The organism is Cyclobacterium sp. SOCE241 (assembly GCF_056867545.1).
The window spans coordinates 872,858-890,748 of sequence record NZ_CP149779.1; the positions used below are offsets into that span (position 1 = coordinate 872,858).

Below are 17,891 nucleotides of genomic sequence, written 5' to 3' on the forward strand. Positions count from 1 at the left end.
TTATTTGTTATTGATGTTTTTTGAGATATCTCTAATAATTTGATCCAATTCTAAAGAAGAAATCATTATATAGGTTAATATTTCGTCTAAATCTTCTCCTTGGTAATTCATTTCTTTTTGAAGGTTTAAAAGTCCCATAATCCTTGCAACAGGTGCTCTTACTTCGTGGGATTGTTTCCAAGCTATATCGCTTAATTTTTTATTTTGCTCTTCAATGGCTTTTATATGATTGATTTTATCAGTGATGTCTTTAGAAAAACAGGCAGCACCTATTATTTGGTTTTCTCCTGATTTTTCTAAAATTGGATAAAATCCGACTTGATAAATTTTTGATTCTTTATGTGGAATTTTAGACTCAAAGGTTAAGTTTTGTTGTTCGCCTTTCAATACATTTTTATACTTTTCGTTCCAAAAATTATTGGCATCATCATAAAAAGAAGCATCTTCTCCAACAAAATTTGCAACTCTTTCACCCAATTTAAATTTATGCCCCGATATTCTTTCCATTTCATCCAAGAAAGCATTGTTTGCTAAAATTAAATTATATTGACGATCTATAGCCCATATAAGGTCATCCGTACTGTTGATTACGTGTTCTTGAAGCAACCTTATTTCGGCAAGTTTCTGTTGTTGTTTTATTCTATCTGTAATGTCTTTCATATAGACCACAATCCCATTTTCCTTTGGAAATGAAGAACACTCAAGCCAGATGTCTATTGTTGGGTAATATTCAACAAAACGCCTTTCTTCTCCTTTATCCATTGAAATAGAAAATTCAGAAAAGAATTTCAGGTCAATGGCATCATGATATATATCCCATAAAACTTTACCTTCGATATCTTCTCTTGGCATTTTTAATGTTGTTTCGGCAGCCTTGTTCCAATAGGTTACTTTCCAGTCTTTTTCCACAGAGAAAAAACCATCAGTAATACTCCCCAAAATTTCTTCTCTTTCATGGTTAACCCTTTCCAACTCCTTCTTGTATATTTCTTCTTCGGTGACGTCATAATTGATTCCAACCATTCTCACTGGTTTTCCTGATTTATTACGGATAATTTGAGCAATGGCTTTTATAAATCGTATCTTGCCTGTATTAGGTAATGTGATTCTGAATTTTGTATTATAGTCTTTGTTTCCTAGTAGGGTTTCTTGAATCAGAGAATCTTGGTACTCACGATCATCAGGATGCAAACTTAATTTCCATTCGGCATATTGATCTACTGATTGGCAAATATTTCTTTGATATAATTTTTGCATGGTCTCATCCCATACAATGGTGTTTTTCTCCATATTCCATTCCCAAATTCCAATCGTAGAAGCTTTGGAAGCCAATTCATAACGTATTTTGGCTTCCATGATTTCTTGTTCAGTTTTTTTCCTTTCATCAATATCTTGAATACTACCATAAATACGGTGAAGCTTTCCATTAATCCACTCTGTTTCAGCCTGCACTCTAACCCATATTGTTCTGCCTTTTGCTGTATCCAATTGAGCATCCAATTCAAAATGACTTATCTCACCTTTGATGGCTAAATTAACTTTTTTGTATCAAATCACGTGATTGACCTTCTGTATAAAAGTTAATAGCACCTCCCAAATTGGGGATATAATCTTCATCTAAATCATGGATGAATTTTGTCATTGGAGACCAATACAATTTGTTTTGAGAGAGATTAACTTCCCAAGTACCTATCTTAACTATTTCATTGGTCCTTTTTATTAAATCTTCTAGGTATTTTTGATGGCTTATGTCTTTTCCTACACAGTAAATAAATGATTCAGAGGGAAGAAAAGTTGCTGTCAAGTTGATCCATTTTATTTGGTTGTTAATCAAAATTGGAATATCTATTTCATCTACCTTTCTAGATTGTTCAATTTTGAAGAGAAAATCATCAAATTTTATTCTTTCAGCTAAAGGAATCATGTCACGGAAGGAAATGCCTTTTAATTCATTTTCAGCGCATTCAAAGATTTTTGAAGCTTGAATATTACCTTTGACAATTATGCCTTTGACAATTATGCCTTTGGCATCGGTTACAAATAAAAGATTGGGTATTAATTCAAATATTGTTAGCAGCTCATTTTCACTTTTTAAGCGCATTATTTCCATTCCAAGTCGGTTACTTAGGCTTTCAAAAAATGGGAAATGTTCTTCCAATTGGATCTGTTTCTTACTAGTAAAAATTGTGATTACTCCCACCAAATTTTTATTATTTAAAATTGGAATTCCGACTGCCGAATTTATTCCGAAAATTCTCATTTCTTCGATACCAACAATGTCAGCATTCTTTTTAATTTCTTCCCAAAGAATAATTTGCCCTTTTTTCCATGCGATGCCTGGTAACCTAGCACCATATTTTGCCTCCTTAAAATTTGAACGAATTTTTGAAAAATTTTCATATTTAGCTTTAGTGGTGCTAGTGCTGACCTTGTTGAGCTTACTGTTGTCAATGTTCATTATCCAGCCTTCAGCTACTTCTAAATCTGTATAGTTTAAAATTACTTTTAGTAATGCAGAAAATTTATCCTCGATATTTTTTGGTTGAGCAACAGCATGGTTTATTTTTTGAAAACCCCTTCAAGTTGCCTTTTCTTCACCAAGTCTGTTACTTGACGTTGAATACTTATCCAGTTTGTTATCAAGCCATTTTCATCCGAAATGGGCACAACTGAAAATTCAACCCAAAATTCTGTTCCATCTTTTTTATAATTAATTGTCTCAATTCGACAAGGATATCCACTGGTCAATGCTTTCTTTAATCTTTTTAATTCTTTATTGTTACTTTTTTCGCCTTGTAAAATACGTGGTGATTTACCTATTATTTCTTCCTTTGTATACCCAGTCTGATTTAAAAAAGCATCATTTGCAAAAATTATTCGAGGTCCTGCAGGATTGATTTCATCAACTTCTGTGATTAAAATAGGATCATTGGCACTTTTGACCACTTTTTCCATTAAACTCAATTGATGCTGCCTTTCCTTTTTCTTGGTAACATCTTGCATGGCTCCAAATGCCTTAACTGCCTTGCCTTCCGAGTTTCTAATAAATACACATTGTTCGAACACATAGGCATAATTTCCATCCGCTTTCTGAAACCTATAATTGGCTTGCCATTGGTTATTCATACTGCTTAAAGCCTTATTAAAATCATCCAAGGTTGACTGCAGGTCTACAGGATGTATTTTTTCTGCCCAGCTAGTGATATTACTAAGTTGTTCCGATTTATAACCAAATAAGGATGTGAAATTGCTACTCCATTCTAGTCTATCTTCTTTTATTTCATACTCCCAAGTAACATTATTGGTGGCTTGCAACACCATTTGATAACGGTTTTCACCTTTATTTAGTGATTCTTTTGTTCTTTCAAGTTCAGTAATATCAAGACAAGTCAAAAGGAGCATGGGGTATTCGTCATTTTGAATAAATTGTACGGTAAGATGTAGAGATAGGGGTTCTGAATCTTTATCTTTAGGATAAAATATTGTTTGTAAAGATCCATTGCTTTTGGAAGGTCGAGTACCAGTGAAATTTTTAATTAAACTATCCTCTACATCTGAAAAAAGTTCGTATATATATTCAACCTGTTTACCAGACAGTGCCAATAGTTCGGTTGCCTTTTTAGAACATTGAATGATAGATAAATCGTCAGCTCTGCATAGAAATTTGGGTAATGTACTTTCGTTGAAAAGTAAATTGTATAGCTTATGAGGTGAAGTATTTATTGGGCCATTGGAGGTTTCTTTCTTTTTGAAGATTTATTTTTGAAATTTTTGTTTCGGTAAGCAATTGACAAAGTTTTATACAATTGGAATTTATCCAAATGCTCTATTGTCAATACATCTTGCACACCCTGTTCCAATATATCATCAATTCCTGTTAAATCTGCGTTGGAGGTCAAAACTATAATTGGAATTCCTCCTAGTAAATTGTGAAATTCACCTACAACTTCAGGATTAAAATCCTTAACGTTTTCTAAAGCAAAAAATATAATGTCAAATTTATTTTGAGGTATTTCTTGAATATTTTTACTTCTAAAAAGTTGGTGTTCACTTCCTTCGATCTCTTTAAATAATTCATTCAATAACAAATAATGTTTTGTATCATCTGATATCAATAAAATATTTTGAAATTTTAAATTTTTCATTTTGTCAAGTAATAATAATTGTAAAGAGATTGTACATCTTTACAGTTAATGTTTTTAAGACTTCTCGTCTTAATATTTAGATAAATCATTTACTTGAAAACACTTAGCTAGATTGTCTTGAATGATTATTTCATTACTTATTGAATTAAATATTCAAAAAAAATCAAAAGAATTTAATTGAAAATGAAGATTCAAAAAGACAATAAGAACCTATATTATAAACTCAATTGTATTAATAAAGTTTTAATTTTTCACCATAGTTTTTATACAGGATACTGCAATAATTGATCCATATATGAATCTAATACAAGGTAGGTAGGTTTTCTATTAATGTTCAATTCGATTATAATTGTTAAATAATCATCAAAGAAATTTAGAATAAGGCATTTTAATCTGAATAATAAATGATTTTAAATCAGATTTACAACACGATTTACTCATTTGTAAAAATAGTTTAATAAGCAATAAATGGGTGATAAGCCGATTGTAAAGAATCGAATCTTATTAGGATATTTGGGTCATTGTCTTGGGTGACATTGCCGATCTTAAGCTTGGATCTACCTTAAAATCTTTACTTGATAATACTAATGTGGTTGATGATTTTCTTGTTAAATTAGAACCTTAAAAAGCCTCATAGCTATTTTTGTGAAATATAGTTGCAGCAAAACTAGCCAAAAAAATGTATTTATTTAATCGGAAAATTATCGGATCTTGAATCCCCAACTTGGATAATTTCTGTTACCACATATTCACTAGCTCCCCTCCAAGGGATTGGATTTAAATATTCTTTATATCGAAGTTCCACAAATTTACCTCCGGAGCGCTCTAAAATTAAAGCAACGGAATCCCCTTCCGCGCTAAATCTAAACTCATTACTTTGAAGTGCTCCTGGGTTTGGGCTTTGAAAACCATCCTGTACGAGTCTTCCTTCCCATGTTTTAAAAATAAAGCCCTTCTTCTCGAAATAATTCAGATTTCCTGCTTTAACTCCTTCTGCAAATACAAAATAATACCTCCACCAAAAAACTCCTACAAGTATTATGAGCAGCAAAATGACTGCCGGACCAATTAATTTTTTCATTACGATTTCAATTGAAGTTAAGGCTTAGCAAATATACTAATAAATCACAATTTTTGTATATTCATGCATTATTGTATCAAGCTTCTTTAATCAAAAATAACGCTATTTATACACCATGGAATTTATTGATTACTATAAACTATTGGGGATAAATAAATCGGCTACTCCTGATGAAATTAAAAAAGCCTATAGGAAAATGGCCAGAAAATACCATCCTGATCTCAACCCTGACGACAAAGAAGCTGAAAAGAAGTTTCAAGCCGTAAATGAGGCAAATGAAGTACTTAGCGATCCTGAAAAACGTAAAAAATACGATTTATATGGTGAAAATTGGAAAAACCAAGAGGCTTATCAAAATACCGGTAATGGTGGGGGAGGAAGAAGGCAAAATCAATACAGTAATGCTGATTTTGAACAGGCCTTTAGAGAGGGAGGATTTTCAGACTTTTTGATTCCTTGTTTGGGGCCGGAGCAAGAAGGTCTTCCAGTTCAAACATTAAATTTAAAGGTCAAGACCTTCACGCTACTTTGGAGCTTCACCTAAGGGATGTGCTTGAATCCCATAAACGTACTTTAGAGATCAATGGAAAAAAAATCAGGTTAACCATCAAGGCAGGTGTTGAAGATGAACAAACCATAAAAATTAAAAATCATGGGGGTGATGGTGTAAATGGGGGGCCAAGGGGAGATTTGTACATCACTTTTAAAATAGCCCCAGACCCAGAATTTAAAAGAGAGGGTTCAGATTTACACAAAGAAGTACCAGTTGACTTATACAAAGCCATATTAGGAGGGGATATCATCGTTTCCACATTAACTGGAAAGGTGAAATTGAAAGTGGTTCCAGGAACTCAGAATGGTACTAAGGTGAAGCTCAAAGGTAAAGGTTTTCCCGTTTATAATAAGGAGGGAGCTTTTGGGGATTTGTATTTGACCTATTTGGTCAAAATACCTAGTACGCTTACCTCCGAGGAGAAAAAACTATTTGAACAATTGGCTAATCTTAGAAACCATGAATAATTTAAGTGAAGAACATGTTTCATTGGAACAGTTTTGCCGATCCTGCAATATAGAAACGACCTTTGTCTATTCTTTAGCAGAGCAAGACTTGTGTGAAATCATTATTATCGAAGAAAAAACCTATGTTTTACAGGAGGATTTAGCACTGTTAGAAAGACTTTCTAGGCTACATTATGATATGGAAATAAACATGGAAGGTTTATATGCTATCGCTCATCTACAAGAAAAAATCGAAAGTCTAAAGGAAGAAGTAAGGTCCTTATCTAGAAAACTAGACAGACATTAATAAAGTCAAAAAAGTAGGTCGTACCAGGCTCGAACTGGTGACCTCAGCCCTGTCAAGGCAGCGCTCTGAACCAACTGAGCTAACGACCTAATTTGAGATGCAATTATACATGATATCACCGAATAAGGCAATTAATTGCTGGTAAATCTATATCAATCAATAAGAATACATGGAAGCGATTTACTTATGGCTTCTTCTTATGCTCGAAGACTTTGGAAAGAGGTCAAGTAAATAAATGAGCGAAGATGGTTGTTTTTAGTGGTTAATGGACTAATTTTTATGTTCAAAATAGAGGTATTCTTGTCTATTTTGGTTTAGAAGGTCAGTATAAAGGAAGTTTCTTTACCGGGAGTGGAATGTACCCTAATGCTCCCTCCATGCAAATGCATTATCTGCTTGGACAAACTTAGGCCAATTCCTGTTCCACCTTGCTTGGTAGTAAAAAGGGGACAAATATTTCATCAATTTGATCCGCTTGAATACCTGGTCCATTGTCTTTAACTTCTATGTATTTTCTGCCTTGGGCATTGACGGCTGCTTTTATTGTCAGTATACCATCTTCTTTGGCCTGCATTGATTGAATGGCATTTTTGAAAAGGTTGATCAATACCTGTGCAATTTGTTTTTCATCCAAGAAAAACTCTAAATCCTCAGGTTCTACCAAAAGATTAATTAAGACCTTTTGCTTACTATTTTCCATTCGCATCAATACTTTCAATCGGTCTAGTAATGATTTTATTGGGACCAATGATTTGTCCGGACTTGGGAGATCAAGAAAGCTTCTATAAGACTTAACAAAGTCCATTAAATCTTCTCCCTGAATACGAATTACATTTAAACCTTTAACGGTGTTTTTTATTTGATCTTCATTTAAATTTTCCCATCTCAACTCTCCGGTTTCATCAATCTTATAGTAATTTGATAAAGATTCTGAAATAGAGGTAATAGGAGTAATGGTATTCATGATTTCATGGGTAAGCACCCTAATCAGGCGTACCCATGAATCGGTTTCTTTTTCGTCCAATTCTTTGTGAAGATCCTGTACGGTCACTAGGAGCAAGGCTTTGCCTTCCATTTTAATGGGAACAGCCTTGAAAAACAATTGGTTTTTTTCCCGCTCATTTACCAATTGGTAATACTTTTGTTCAAAAGGACCAAGGTTTTCAATTAACTCAAATAATTTTTGATCAATTTGTTGCAGTTGTTTGACATGCAAAAGTGGTCTGAAGTTGAGAAGTTTTTCCAAAAAGGGATTTGAAAAAGAATATGACCTTTTTCATCAATGGTCATAATGCCTATGTCTATCTGCTTTAAAATTTCCTGGTAATACCTTTCCCTTGCCTGAAGTTGTAATTGTACATCCTGAATCAGTTGGTTTACCCGGTTTAAACTGCTGTTTAATTCTTTAAAGGATTGAATGGAAACTTTTTCTGGAAAACGAAGGGTGAAATCTTCATTTCTAATAGCATCGAAAAAATAGGCTATTTTTCTATTGGTCTTATTTATAGTAGTGATTAGGACGAAAGTTTGAAAACCTATGCTTAATAACAATGCAGCACCCAAACTGTACCATTGAATCACAATAAAATAGGCCGAACCTAAAGCTGATACTGTGATCAAAAGTACCCTGATGATCAATTGAAAATAGAAATTCCGGCTGGCCATCAGTCTCTGATTTTTTTTATTTTATTGTATAAAGTTTGTCTGGATATACCCAATCGTTCAGCTGCTAGCGTATAATTTCCATCACATTTTTTGAGTGTGTTTTCTATCATCAAGGCTTCCATTTCTTCTAATGAACCGGGGAAAGAGTCAAATGAAGAGATGGCTGCTGAATTTAGGAAAAAGTCGGATGGTTTTAACACATTTCCTTCACTTAGGATCACGGCTCTTTCCATGGTATGTTGCAATTCCCTAACATTTCCTGGCCATTTGTATTTCAGCAATTTTTCCTCCGAAGATTGATTGATGCGCAAACCCGGTTTCCCGTATTTGTGCATGAATTTTTCCAAGAAATATTGACACAATACCAGAATGTCTTCACCTCTTTTTCTTAAAGGAGGGACATCTACATGAATGGTATTGATTCTATACATTAAATCCTCCCTGAAAAGCCCATCACTAACCATTTTTTCAAGATCACAATTGGTCGCACATATAAGCCTTATATCCACTGGCACTGGCTTATTTGAGCCTACTCTTACTATGGTTCTGTTTTGAATTGCGGAAAGTAATTTGGTTTGCATTTTCAAAGAAAGATTTCCAATCTCATCTAGAAATAAGGTACCACCATCAGCCGCCTCAAATTTACCTATACGTTCTTCTTTGGCATCTGTAAAGGCTCCTTTTGAGTGACCAAACAGCTCACTTTCAAACAGAGTCTCTGAAATGGACCCCATATCTACTCCTATAAATATTTCATTACTTCTTTGCGAACACCTGTGAATTTCTCTTGCTATTAACTCTTTACCCGTACCATTTTCTCCGGTTACCAAAACATTGACATCTGTCTGAGCTACTTTCCGAGTCAGTTTTAAAGCGTTTTTAATGGCTTCGGATTGCCCTATTATAGCATGGTTATGTTGGTTTATGACTTGTTTGAGGTTGTGTTCTTTTTTTTGAAGTTGGATGACTTGCTTTTGGGACTTTCTGAGTTGGTATGCTGATCTGACAGTTGCCAGCATGCGTTCATTGCTCCAGGGTTTTAAAATAAAATCTACAGCACCATTTTTAATTGCTTTGACGGCAAGGTCTATGGAGCCATAGGCAGTCATCATTATTACTGAGATGTAAGGAGCTTTTTCTTTGATCTGATTGAGCCAAAAAGCCCTTCATTGCCAGAATTGACTCCCGCGGAAAAATTCATGTCCAATAAAACAATGTCTATATCAGAAAATCCTGGATAAGATGGTATCTGCTTGGGATTGTTTAGTGTTGCTACATGTTTGTATTCAAACTGTAATAAAATCTCCAAGGCACTCAACATGCTTTTGTTATCATCAATCACCAGAATTTTAGCATCGATCATTTTTGTATTCAATTAGTACCGGGTTAAAACTACTATTCCTCTAGATAACCTGCTAAAAAGTGTCAAAATTTTTGACAAATCACGTACAATTATTTTACAACTCCCCTTGAATATAATAGATAAATAGTTGTATACAACTGTATATCAGCACAATAATAATTCTGGCATGAGGCTGGTATAAGTGTTTCACAGAATTATTAACGTATGGCACTAAAATTAAAAGCATTTCTACTTCTACTAAGTTTTTTTACCTTAAAGGTACAAGCACAATCATCCTGGTCTTTGGAAGAATGTGTGGCCTATGCAATGGCACATAACCTGGAAGTAAAGGATTTTGAATATGTCTCCCAATCAGGCAAGGAGAACTATAGGCAATCTATTAGAAACCTACTTCCCCGAATAGATGCGTCTACGGGATACAACATAAATTATGGTAGAAGTACTGATCCATTCACCAATGATGTGGTTACCAATGAATTCTTTTCCAATGGATATTCTCTAAGTTCCTCAATTGATTTGTTTCAGGGATTTCTTAAAATGAATGCCATTAAAACCTCTCGATTTATATATGAGGCAAATCTACAGGAAACCTTACAACAAAAATATTTACTTGCCTTTAGGGTGATGCGTGCATTTTATGACGTTCGCTTTTATGAGGAATTGGTAGAAGTTGCCAAAGGACAAACAGAGGTTTCTCAGGCAAATTATAATTTGGTAAAAAGACAAATTGAGTTAGGTTTAAAAGCAGGTGCTGACCTTTATGAATCAGAATCACTTTTACTGTCAGACAAGCTTAACCTTACCCAAAGTGAAAACAAGTTGGAACTAGCAAAGCTTCAATTGATGCAAGAGATGAACTTAGAGGATAGAGATAATTTCTACGTCGCAAGGAAAAAGCAAGAGGATGGCTTTCAGCAGGTTTTTCAAGCCATTCATACTGATTCCATCTACCAACAGGCAGAAAACTTTCTTCCCTTGCTTAAAGCGCAGGAATTTCGCGTAAATGCTGCCAGAAAACAGATCGATGTAAACAGGGCTTACCTGTATCCGTCACTTTCACTTTATGCCAATATTGGAACGGGGTATTTTCAAACAACAAGAGATACTTTAGGGAATACAATAGAATTCAGGAATCAGATCAGGGACAATACCTACAGAGCGGTCGGTTTGAGTTTAAATATTCCAATTAGCAGGGGATGGTCCACAAGATCCCGAATTAAACAAAGTAAAATTGATCTGCTTAGGGTAGAAAATAATTTTGAAATTCAAAAACAGACGGTCTATAATGATATTCAGCAATTGGTAGTAGAAAACAAAGCCCTGCAGAATGAATATGCTCAAAGCCTGCAGAAAGTAAAAGCTCAAGAACTTACATTTCTTATTGCTCAAAGACGATATGAAAAAGGGCTTATTAGTATTTTAGAGCTTACAAGTGCAAAAAATCTATTTTCTGCTGCCCAAAATGAGAACTTGGAAGTAGGCTTGCGCCTTGAAGTGAATAACAGTACCATCGATTTTTATAGGGGAGTATCCCTTTTTAACATTCAATAACTTATGGATATTATACTTGAAAAGAAAAAAGGGCTAAGGCCAAAACATTACGGATACACTGCTGTGGCAGCACTGTTGATCTATGCAGGCTATCAGCTTTGGTTTACCAGTTCTGTCTCTACTTTCCGTACGGAAAAGGGCAAATTATCCATAGCCGAGGTAGTTGAGGGGAAATTCGATGACTATATCACCATCAACGGAAATGTCGCCCCCATTGCCACCATTTATATGGATGCCTATGAGGGAGGTAGAGTTACGGAGAAATTAATTGAAGAAGGGGCTATTGTTAAAAAAGGGGACATTATTCTGGTGTTAGAAAACAGAAACCTATATGAACAAATACTCGCCAGCGAAAGTAACCTGGCCCTTAAGCAAAATGATTTGCGTTCTACAAAACTAACGTTTGATTCAAGGCAGGTGGAAGGAAGGAAATCTCTGGCAACAGCAAGTACCAACCTTCAAAGGTTTAAAAGAAATTATGAGCAAAACAAAGCGCTGTATGAAGAAGAATTAATTTCCAGAGAAGAATACCTGATCGCTAAAGAGAATTATGAACTTTCTGAAAAGCAATATGAAATCGTAAAACTTCAGACCGAACAGGACAAAGAATTGCGTGAAACTTCACTGACTGGCCTAGATACCGATCTAGAGCGGATGGAAAAGACCTTGTCTATGGTATATGAGCGACTGGATCATTTAAATGTGCGTGCACCGGCAGACGGGCAATTGGGATTTTTGGATGCGGAAATTGGGCAGAGCATCGCTCAGGGAGAACGCATAGGTCAGATCAATGTATTGACTGATTACAAAATCGAAGCGGACATTGACGAGCATTATATCGACAGGGTACAAAGAGATTTGATGGCTGTATTGGAGCGAAATGGCAAGGATTTCAGCTTGCGCCTTAGGAAAGTATATCCGGAGGTTAGAAGTGGAAAATTTAGGGTTGACCTTGTTTTCACAGAGGACAAACCTGAAAACATAAGAACCGGGCAAAGTTATAATATCAAATTGCAACTAGGAGAGTCCTCTGATGCCATGTTATTGCCAAAAGGAAGTTTTTTCCAGAGTACGGGAGGTCAATGGGTCTTTGTCGTTAACCAGGATGGGGACGAAGCCATAAAGAGAAACATTAGAATAGGAAAGCAAAATGCCAGGTATTATGAAATTCTGGATGGCTTGCAGCCTGGAGAAAAAGTAATCACAAGTAACTATGACAATTTTGGTGAGGCCGATAGAATAGTTTTGAACTGATCTACTCCTAAAGCAAATACATCAAAAAAGATAGCATAACTAAGCAATAGAAAAAATTAGATAAGATATGATAACCATCAAAGATTTAGTAAAAAGCTTTCGTACAGAAGAGGTAGAAACCCTCGCGCTAAATAAAGTAAATCTCAAAGTTGAAGCAGGAGAGTTTGTAGCCATTATGGGCCCATCAGGCTGCGGAAAATCCACCTTGCTCAACATTATAGGCATGTTGGATAATCCAACTGAAGGCAGTTACAATTTTGCATCAAATGAGGTAGCAGGACTCCGTGAGAATCAGAGAACACAGCTCCGAAAAGGAAACCTGGGCTTTGTTTTCCAAAGCTTTAATTTAATAGATGAATTGACCGTTTTTGAAAATGTGGAGCTGCCTCTTATTTATTTGAAAATGGGCAAAGCAGAACGAAGAGAAAAGGTAATGCAGGTTTTGGAGCGGATGAAAATTGCCCACCGTGAAAAACATTTTCCGCATCAATTGTCCGGAGGACAACAGCAGCGTGTAGCCATAGCTAGGGCAGTAGTCACCAAGCCCAAGTTGATCCTGGCTGATGAACCTACAGGTAACTTGGATTCGAAAAATGGAATGCAAGTAATGAACCTGTTGACCGAACTAAATCAAGAAGGAACGACCATCGTGATGGTAACCCACTCTGAGCATGACTCTCATTTCGCACACCGTGTAGTTAACTTGTTCGATGGTCAAATTGTAACAGAAAGTCAAAATAGAGCCATAGGAGCCGAATTATAAACGTTCCAAAATACTCGCAACATTTTAGATACTGGCAATAATGATCAAAACCTACCTAAAAATAGCTTGGAGAAGCCTACTTAAAAACAAGGTGCTGTTTTCCATCAATACCCTAGGTTTGGCATTGGGCATAGCTTCTTGCGTCATCATATCTCATTTTGTCCTGGATGAATTGAGTTATGACCAGTTCAATGTGAAGGCCGATCAAATTTCAAGGATTGTTTTTAGAGCCAAGGTAAATGGTGAGGAAATAAAAGAAGGAGTGGTGATGGCCCCTGTTGCACAGACGCTTAAGGAGGAATACCCCGAAGTGCTTGATGCAACTAGGATTCGAAGGGTTGGGACACCGAAAATTACTATTGACAACCAGTCTCACAGAGATGGGAGATTTGCTTACGTAGATCCAAATTTCTTCGACATCTTTAGCCTGCCAATAATAAAGGGAAATGCTGTAAATCCGCTGGACCAGCCAAACACTGCCGTTATAACTACAACAATGGCATTAAAGTATTTTGGAACCAAAGATGCAACAGGGAAATTGTTTTATCTGGAAAGTCAGGAACAACCCTATACCATTACGGGAGTTATTGAGGAGATGCCTGAAAATGCCCATTTTCATTTTGACCTTTTTGCCTCAATGAAAGGATTTCCTGAAGCCAACAGTAATTCTTGGTTCAAAGGTGATTTTTTCACCTATCTCTTGCTGGAAAAGGGATTTGATCACCAACGATTGGAAGGGAAACTGCCGGATTTGATTGGGAAATACATGGGACCTTCCATGCAGGAAGAAATGGGCCTGTCCTTTGAGGAATTTACCAAAGACAACCAACTTGGTTTTATCTTACAACCCTTGACTGACATTCATTTGCACTCCGACAATGCCTCCTACAGCGAATTAGAAGAAGGTGGGGACATTAAATACGTTTACATATTCAGTGCAATAGCCTTGTTTATGCTTTTGATTGCTTGTGCCAATTTTATTAACCTGGCAACAGCAACTGCTGCCAAGAGGGCAAAAGAGGTCGGCATTCGCAAAGTATTGGGTGCCGATAAGAAAATGCTTTTCTACCAGTTTATCTCCGAATCCTTTATAGCAAGTACTGCAGCCATGCTTCTGGCGGTTGTTTTCGTAATTGTTATCCATCCTTTTTATGTGGACTTTTCTGGGAAAGCACTTGAGTTATCCTACTTTTTGCAGCCACAGCTGCTATTGACTCTGCCCGTATTTACTTTATTGATAAGTCTTTTGGCAGGAAGCTATCCAGCCATTTATTTGTCTTCCTTTCGGGCCATTCAGGGTTTAACCAATAGTGTTTCAGGGGGATCAAATAAAAGTTTTCGAAGTGCATTGGTGGTGTTTCAATTTGTGATTTCGGCAGGGCTAATATTGGCGACCTTGGTGGTCAATCAGCAAATGAACTATATTCAAAACAAAGACCTGGGCTACGATAGGGACCAAATTCTGGTCATTAGGGATGCTTATCTGTTGGAAAATAATCAGGAGGCCTTTAAAAATGAGTTGATAAAAAATCCTAAAGTAAGTGCTGTCACTCAGTCTTCCTTTGTACCAGCAGGCCCTTCGGACAATAATGTGACACAGATTTATATCAATGGTCAATTCAATCGGCGGATGCCAGTGTTCAATATTGACGAAAACTATATTCCTACAATGGAAATGGAAATGGTTGCAGGAAGAAATTTTTCAAGAGATTTTGGCGCTGATTCATCAAATGTGATCCTTAACCAAACGGCAGCTAAAATTTTTGGCTTTGATGATGATCCTATAGGAAAAACCATCTCTGATGGGACCCATACAAGTAGGGTAATAGGCGTGGTAAAAGACTTTCACTTTAAATCTTTGCATCAACCTATAGAACCTTTATTGATGTATTTCAGGCCTTATGGTGGCTTGATCGTGAAAGCCAAACCATTGAACATGACTGCTCTCATTGATGAGACGCAATCGTTGTGGAATTCTTTCGGTACTGCAGAACCTTTTGGCTTTTCCCTTATGGATGATTCCTACCAAAGGGCTTATCAGACCGAACAAAATATGGGAAAAGTTTTAAATGGATTTGCGCTATTGACCATTGCTGTTGCGTGTTTGGGACTATTTGGGCTGGTCACTTTTACCGCCGAACAACGCTTTAGGGAAATTGGGATTAGAAAAGTATTGGGTGCTACCGTTTTTCAGATAGTGTCCATGCTTACCAAAGATTTTCTTCTTTTGGTAGGGATCTCTTTCTTCTTCGCCTTTCCTATCGGCTACTACCTGATGGAGAATTGGTTACAGGCATTTGCCTTCCGAATAGAGATTTATTGGTGGATATATGGCTTGGCTGCCTTGATTACGCTATTTATTGCCTTTTCCACAATAAGCTACAAGAGCCTTATGGCGGCAAATTTAGATCCAGTAAAAGCAATTAAGGAAGATTAAAATTTAGAAATACAGTTGAATTACAAATCTGACTAAACCATATAGGATAGTTAGTGAGGACAATAGAAGGTTATTATTATATTAAAATATTTGTCATGTTTAAAACTCATCTTATCATCGCATGGAGAAGCTTGAAAAAGCAACCCTTTTTCATTTTTCTCAACATTTTCGGACTTACTGTGGGCATGGCAGGGGGACTTCTTATCGCATTGTACATTTATGATGAGTTGAGTTATGATCAGATGTTCACTGATGCAGAACAAATTTACCGCTTAGATGCAGACATAAAGTTCGGAGGATCGGAAAACAACACGGCTGTTTTGCCTGCACCTATGGCTGGGGTTTTGGAAAGTGATTTCCCTCAAGTGGAAATTGCCACCAGGTTTAGAACTTTGGGCAGTACATTTGTTACCAAAAGTGGCACCTTACAAAAGGTGAAGTTATCAAGAACTACCTATGCAGACCCTTCATTTTTGGAATTGTTCGGTATTGATTTACTCGTGGGAGACAGCGAAACGGTTCTTTCGGAACCAAACACAGTGGTCCTAACCAAAACTGCTGCTGAAAAGTTTTTTCCAGTAGATGAAGCATTGGGGCAAACACTTGTTTTTGATGGGGGAGACATCTATACTGTAACCGCCGTAATTGACGACTTGCCTAGAAATTCATTTTTGAGTGAATATTCCCTTTTTATAGCTATGGAAGGCTATGCTGATGCTAAAATAGCCCATTGGGGTAGCCACAATTACAATACTTTTGTAAAATTAAAGCCAAATACCAGGATCGCTGATTTTGATGCTGCCCTACCTACTATTGTGAAAACCTATGTGATGGCCTGGGCCCAAACGGTCTTCCCTGGTATCACTGAGGAACAGTTCGCTGCATCAGGCAATTATATTCGCTACAGTACCATTCCATTGACCGACATTCACCTTCATTCTCAGCGAACAGGAGAAATGAGTGCCAACAATAGTATTCAAAATATCTATATTCTCTCCTTTATTGCGCTGTTTTTGATTGTTTTGGCAAGCGTCAATTTTATGAATTTGAGCACTGCTAGCTCTTTAAAAAGGGCCAAAGAGGTGGGCATACGAAAAACTTTAGGATCCAATCGATACACCTTGATCCAGCAATTTCTGACCGAATCAGGCCTTATCAGTTTTGCCTCCTTGCTTTTGGCAATAGGTTTAACCTTACTAATCCTGCCGTACTTCAATGACCTATCTGACAAGCAATTGTCTCTGCCATTTATGTCTCCTGGTTTTTGGTTGATGCTTCTTTCGGCCACAATCCTTTTGGGTTTGTTTTCTGGAAGTTATCCTGCTTTCTTTCTTTCACGATTTTCACCGATTAAGGTACTTTCTGGAAATGGCGGGAGTGCTGTTGGGGGCGGGAAATTGCGCAATGCATTGGTCGTCTTTCAATTTGCAATATCTGTATTTCTAATAGTGGCAACCTTGGTTGTTTATGGACAATTGCAATTCATACAGCAAAAGGATCTTGGGTATGAAAAAAACCAGGTATTAATCATTAATGATGTGTATGCGCTGGGTTCGAAGACAAGCACATTAAAGGAAGAAATTCGGGAATTGGCCCTAGTTGAAGAAGCAACTCTAAGTGGGTATTTACCAACCCCTTCAAATAGAAGTAGTAATTCGTATTTTGAGGAAGGCGTTTCCGATCAGGAGAAAGCCTTGAGCATGCAAACATGGGCGGTGGATCATGAATATGTGGCTACCTTGGACCTTAAAATCCTTGCTGGAAGAGACTTTGACAGAGAAAGGCCTGCAGATTCCAGCGCCATGCTCATCAACGAAAGCACCTTGAAAGTGCTGGGTATAACAGCTGAGGAAGCTTTGGGAAAAAGGTTTTATTCCAATATGGTGGATACCGACCAGGAATTCTATAAAGTAATCGGAATCATCAATGATTTCCATTATGAATCCCTTAGGGAAACCATTAATCCCTTAAGTTTGGTAATAGGCGAAAACCCAGGCCTTATGGCCATAAAACTGAATGCAGGTGATTTTTCACAAGCCATCACCCAGATTGAAACCATCTGGACCCAGTTGGCCCCTGAACTTCCTTTTAATTATTACTTTATGGATGCCTCATTTGACAACACCTACCAATCAGATCAACGGTTGGGTAAGCTGTTTGTCATTTTCACGGTCCTTTCTATTCTGGTGGCTTGTCTGGGACTATTTGGGCTGGCTGCTTTTAATGCGGAAAAACGGACCAAGGAAATTGGAATCAGAAAGGTATTAGGAGCCAGTGTAGGTCAAATATCCTTTAGGTTATCAGTTGATTTTTAAAGTTAGTAGGA

14 protein-coding genes, 1 tRNA gene and 2 pseudogenes are annotated in these 17,891 nt (G+C 36.7%); 7 read left to right on the top strand and 10 right to left on the bottom strand.

What is annotated here, in order from left to right; all coding sequences use genetic code 11:
• The 5 genes from WG932_RS04205 to WG932_RS04225 all read right to left on the bottom strand — a co-directional run bounded on the left by WG932_RS04205 (position 1) and on the right by WG932_RS04225 (position 5,226).
• A complete protein-coding gene (locus WG932_RS04205; protein ID WP_483088575.1) occupies positions 1-1,356 on the bottom strand; it encodes a PAS domain-containing protein in 1,356 nt (451 codons plus the stop codon).
• A 178-nt stretch (positions 1,357-1,534) separates the two neighbouring features.
• Entirely contained in the window at positions 1,535-2,458 is a 924-nt protein-coding gene (locus WG932_RS04210; protein ID WP_483087070.1) for a hypothetical protein, read from the bottom strand.
• 101 nt (positions 2,459-2,559) lie between these two features.
• On the bottom strand, positions 2,560-3,756 hold the full coding sequence (locus tag WG932_RS04215) for a PAS domain-containing protein (protein WP_483088576.1): 1,197 nt from the start codon (positions 3,754-3,756) through the stop codon (positions 2,560-2,562).
• The gene (locus WG932_RS04220; protein ID WP_483087071.1) at positions 3,720-4,145 is read right to left on the bottom strand and encodes a response regulator; all 426 of its coding nucleotides are present in this window, start codon (positions 4,143-4,145) and stop codon (positions 3,720-3,722) included. Before WG932_RS04220 ends, WG932_RS04215 begins: the two co-directional genes overlap by 37 nt.
• A gap of 685 nt (positions 4,146-4,830) precedes the next feature.
• Entirely contained in the window at positions 4,831-5,226 is a 396-nt protein-coding gene (locus WG932_RS04225) for a hypothetical protein (RefSeq protein WP_339680992.1), read from the bottom strand.
• A gap of 115 nt (positions 5,227-5,341) precedes the next feature.
• On the opposite strand from WG932_RS04225, the pseudogene WG932_RS04230 reads away from it, so the two are divergent.
• Together WG932_RS04230 and WG932_RS04235 are read left to right on the top strand one after the other, a co-directional pair.
• Positions 5,342-6,246: pseudogene (locus WG932_RS04230) on the top strand (DnaJ C-terminal domain-containing protein).
• Positions 6,239-6,532: a chaperone modulator CbpM gene (locus WG932_RS04235; RefSeq protein ID WP_483087072.1), complete on the top strand. Its 294-nt coding sequence runs from the start codon at positions 6,239-6,241 to the stop codon at positions 6,530-6,532. Before WG932_RS04230 ends, WG932_RS04235 begins: the two are co-directional and overlap by 8 nt.
• A 14-nt stretch (positions 6,533-6,546) precedes the next feature.
• Here WG932_RS04235 and WG932_RS04240 read toward each other — a convergent pair.
• The 5 genes and pseudogenes from WG932_RS04240 to WG932_RS04260 all read right to left on the bottom strand — a co-directional run bounded on the left by WG932_RS04240 (position 6,547) and on the right by WG932_RS04260 (position 9,560).
• Positions 6,547-6,621: transfer RNA gene (locus WG932_RS04240), tRNA-Val, on the bottom strand.
• A 225-nt stretch (positions 6,622-6,846) separates the two neighbouring features.
• Positions 6,847-7,607 (bottom strand): annotated as a pseudogene (locus WG932_RS04245) (sensor histidine kinase).
• 92 nt (positions 7,608-7,699) lie between these two features.
• Positions 7,700-8,197 carry a hypothetical protein gene (locus WG932_RS04250; RefSeq protein WP_483087073.1) on the bottom strand — a complete coding sequence of 166 codons (498 nt, stop codon included), beginning with the start codon at positions 8,195-8,197 and terminating at the stop codon, positions 7,700-7,702.
• Positions 8,197-9,309, bottom strand: a complete 1,113-nt coding sequence (locus WG932_RS04255; protein ID WP_483087074.1) for a sigma-54-dependent transcriptional regulator — start codon at positions 9,307-9,309, stop codon at positions 8,197-8,199. Before WG932_RS04255 ends, WG932_RS04250 begins: the two co-directional genes overlap by 1 nt.
• Before the next feature lie 2 nt (positions 9,310-9,311).
• Positions 9,312-9,560, bottom strand: a complete 249-nt coding sequence (locus tag WG932_RS04260) for a response regulator (RefSeq protein WP_483087075.1) — start codon at positions 9,558-9,560, stop codon at positions 9,312-9,314.
• Between the two features lie 204 nt (positions 9,561-9,764).
• On the opposite strand from WG932_RS04260, the gene WG932_RS04265 reads away from it, so the two are divergent.
• From WG932_RS04265 to WG932_RS04285, 5 genes are all read left to right on the top strand, one after another.
• Positions 9,765-11,111, top strand: a complete 1,347-nt coding sequence (locus WG932_RS04265) for a TolC family protein (RefSeq protein ID WP_149393196.1) — start codon at positions 9,765-9,767, stop codon at positions 11,109-11,111.
• 3 nt (positions 11,112-11,114) lie between these two features.
• A complete protein-coding gene (locus WG932_RS04270; protein WP_339681000.1) occupies positions 11,115-12,365 on the top strand; it encodes an efflux RND transporter periplasmic adaptor subunit in 1,251 nt (416 codons plus the stop codon).
• Between the two features lie 67 nt (positions 12,366-12,432).
• Positions 12,433-13,128: an ABC transporter ATP-binding protein gene (locus tag WG932_RS04275; RefSeq protein ID WP_014022135.1), complete on the top strand. Its 696-nt coding sequence runs from the start codon at positions 12,433-12,435 to the stop codon at positions 13,126-13,128.
• A 40-nt stretch (positions 13,129-13,168) separates the two neighbouring features.
• Positions 13,169-15,565 (top strand): ABC transporter permease, encoded by a 2,397-nt coding sequence (locus WG932_RS04280; RefSeq protein ID WP_483087076.1) that lies wholly within the window; start codon positions 13,169-13,171, stop codon positions 15,563-15,565.
• 95 nt (positions 15,566-15,660) lie between these two features.
• Positions 15,661-17,880, top strand: a complete 2,220-nt coding sequence (locus WG932_RS04285) for an ABC transporter permease (RefSeq protein ID WP_483087077.1) — start codon at positions 15,661-15,663, stop codon at positions 17,878-17,880.
• Positions 17,881-17,891 lie beyond the last annotated feature (11 nt).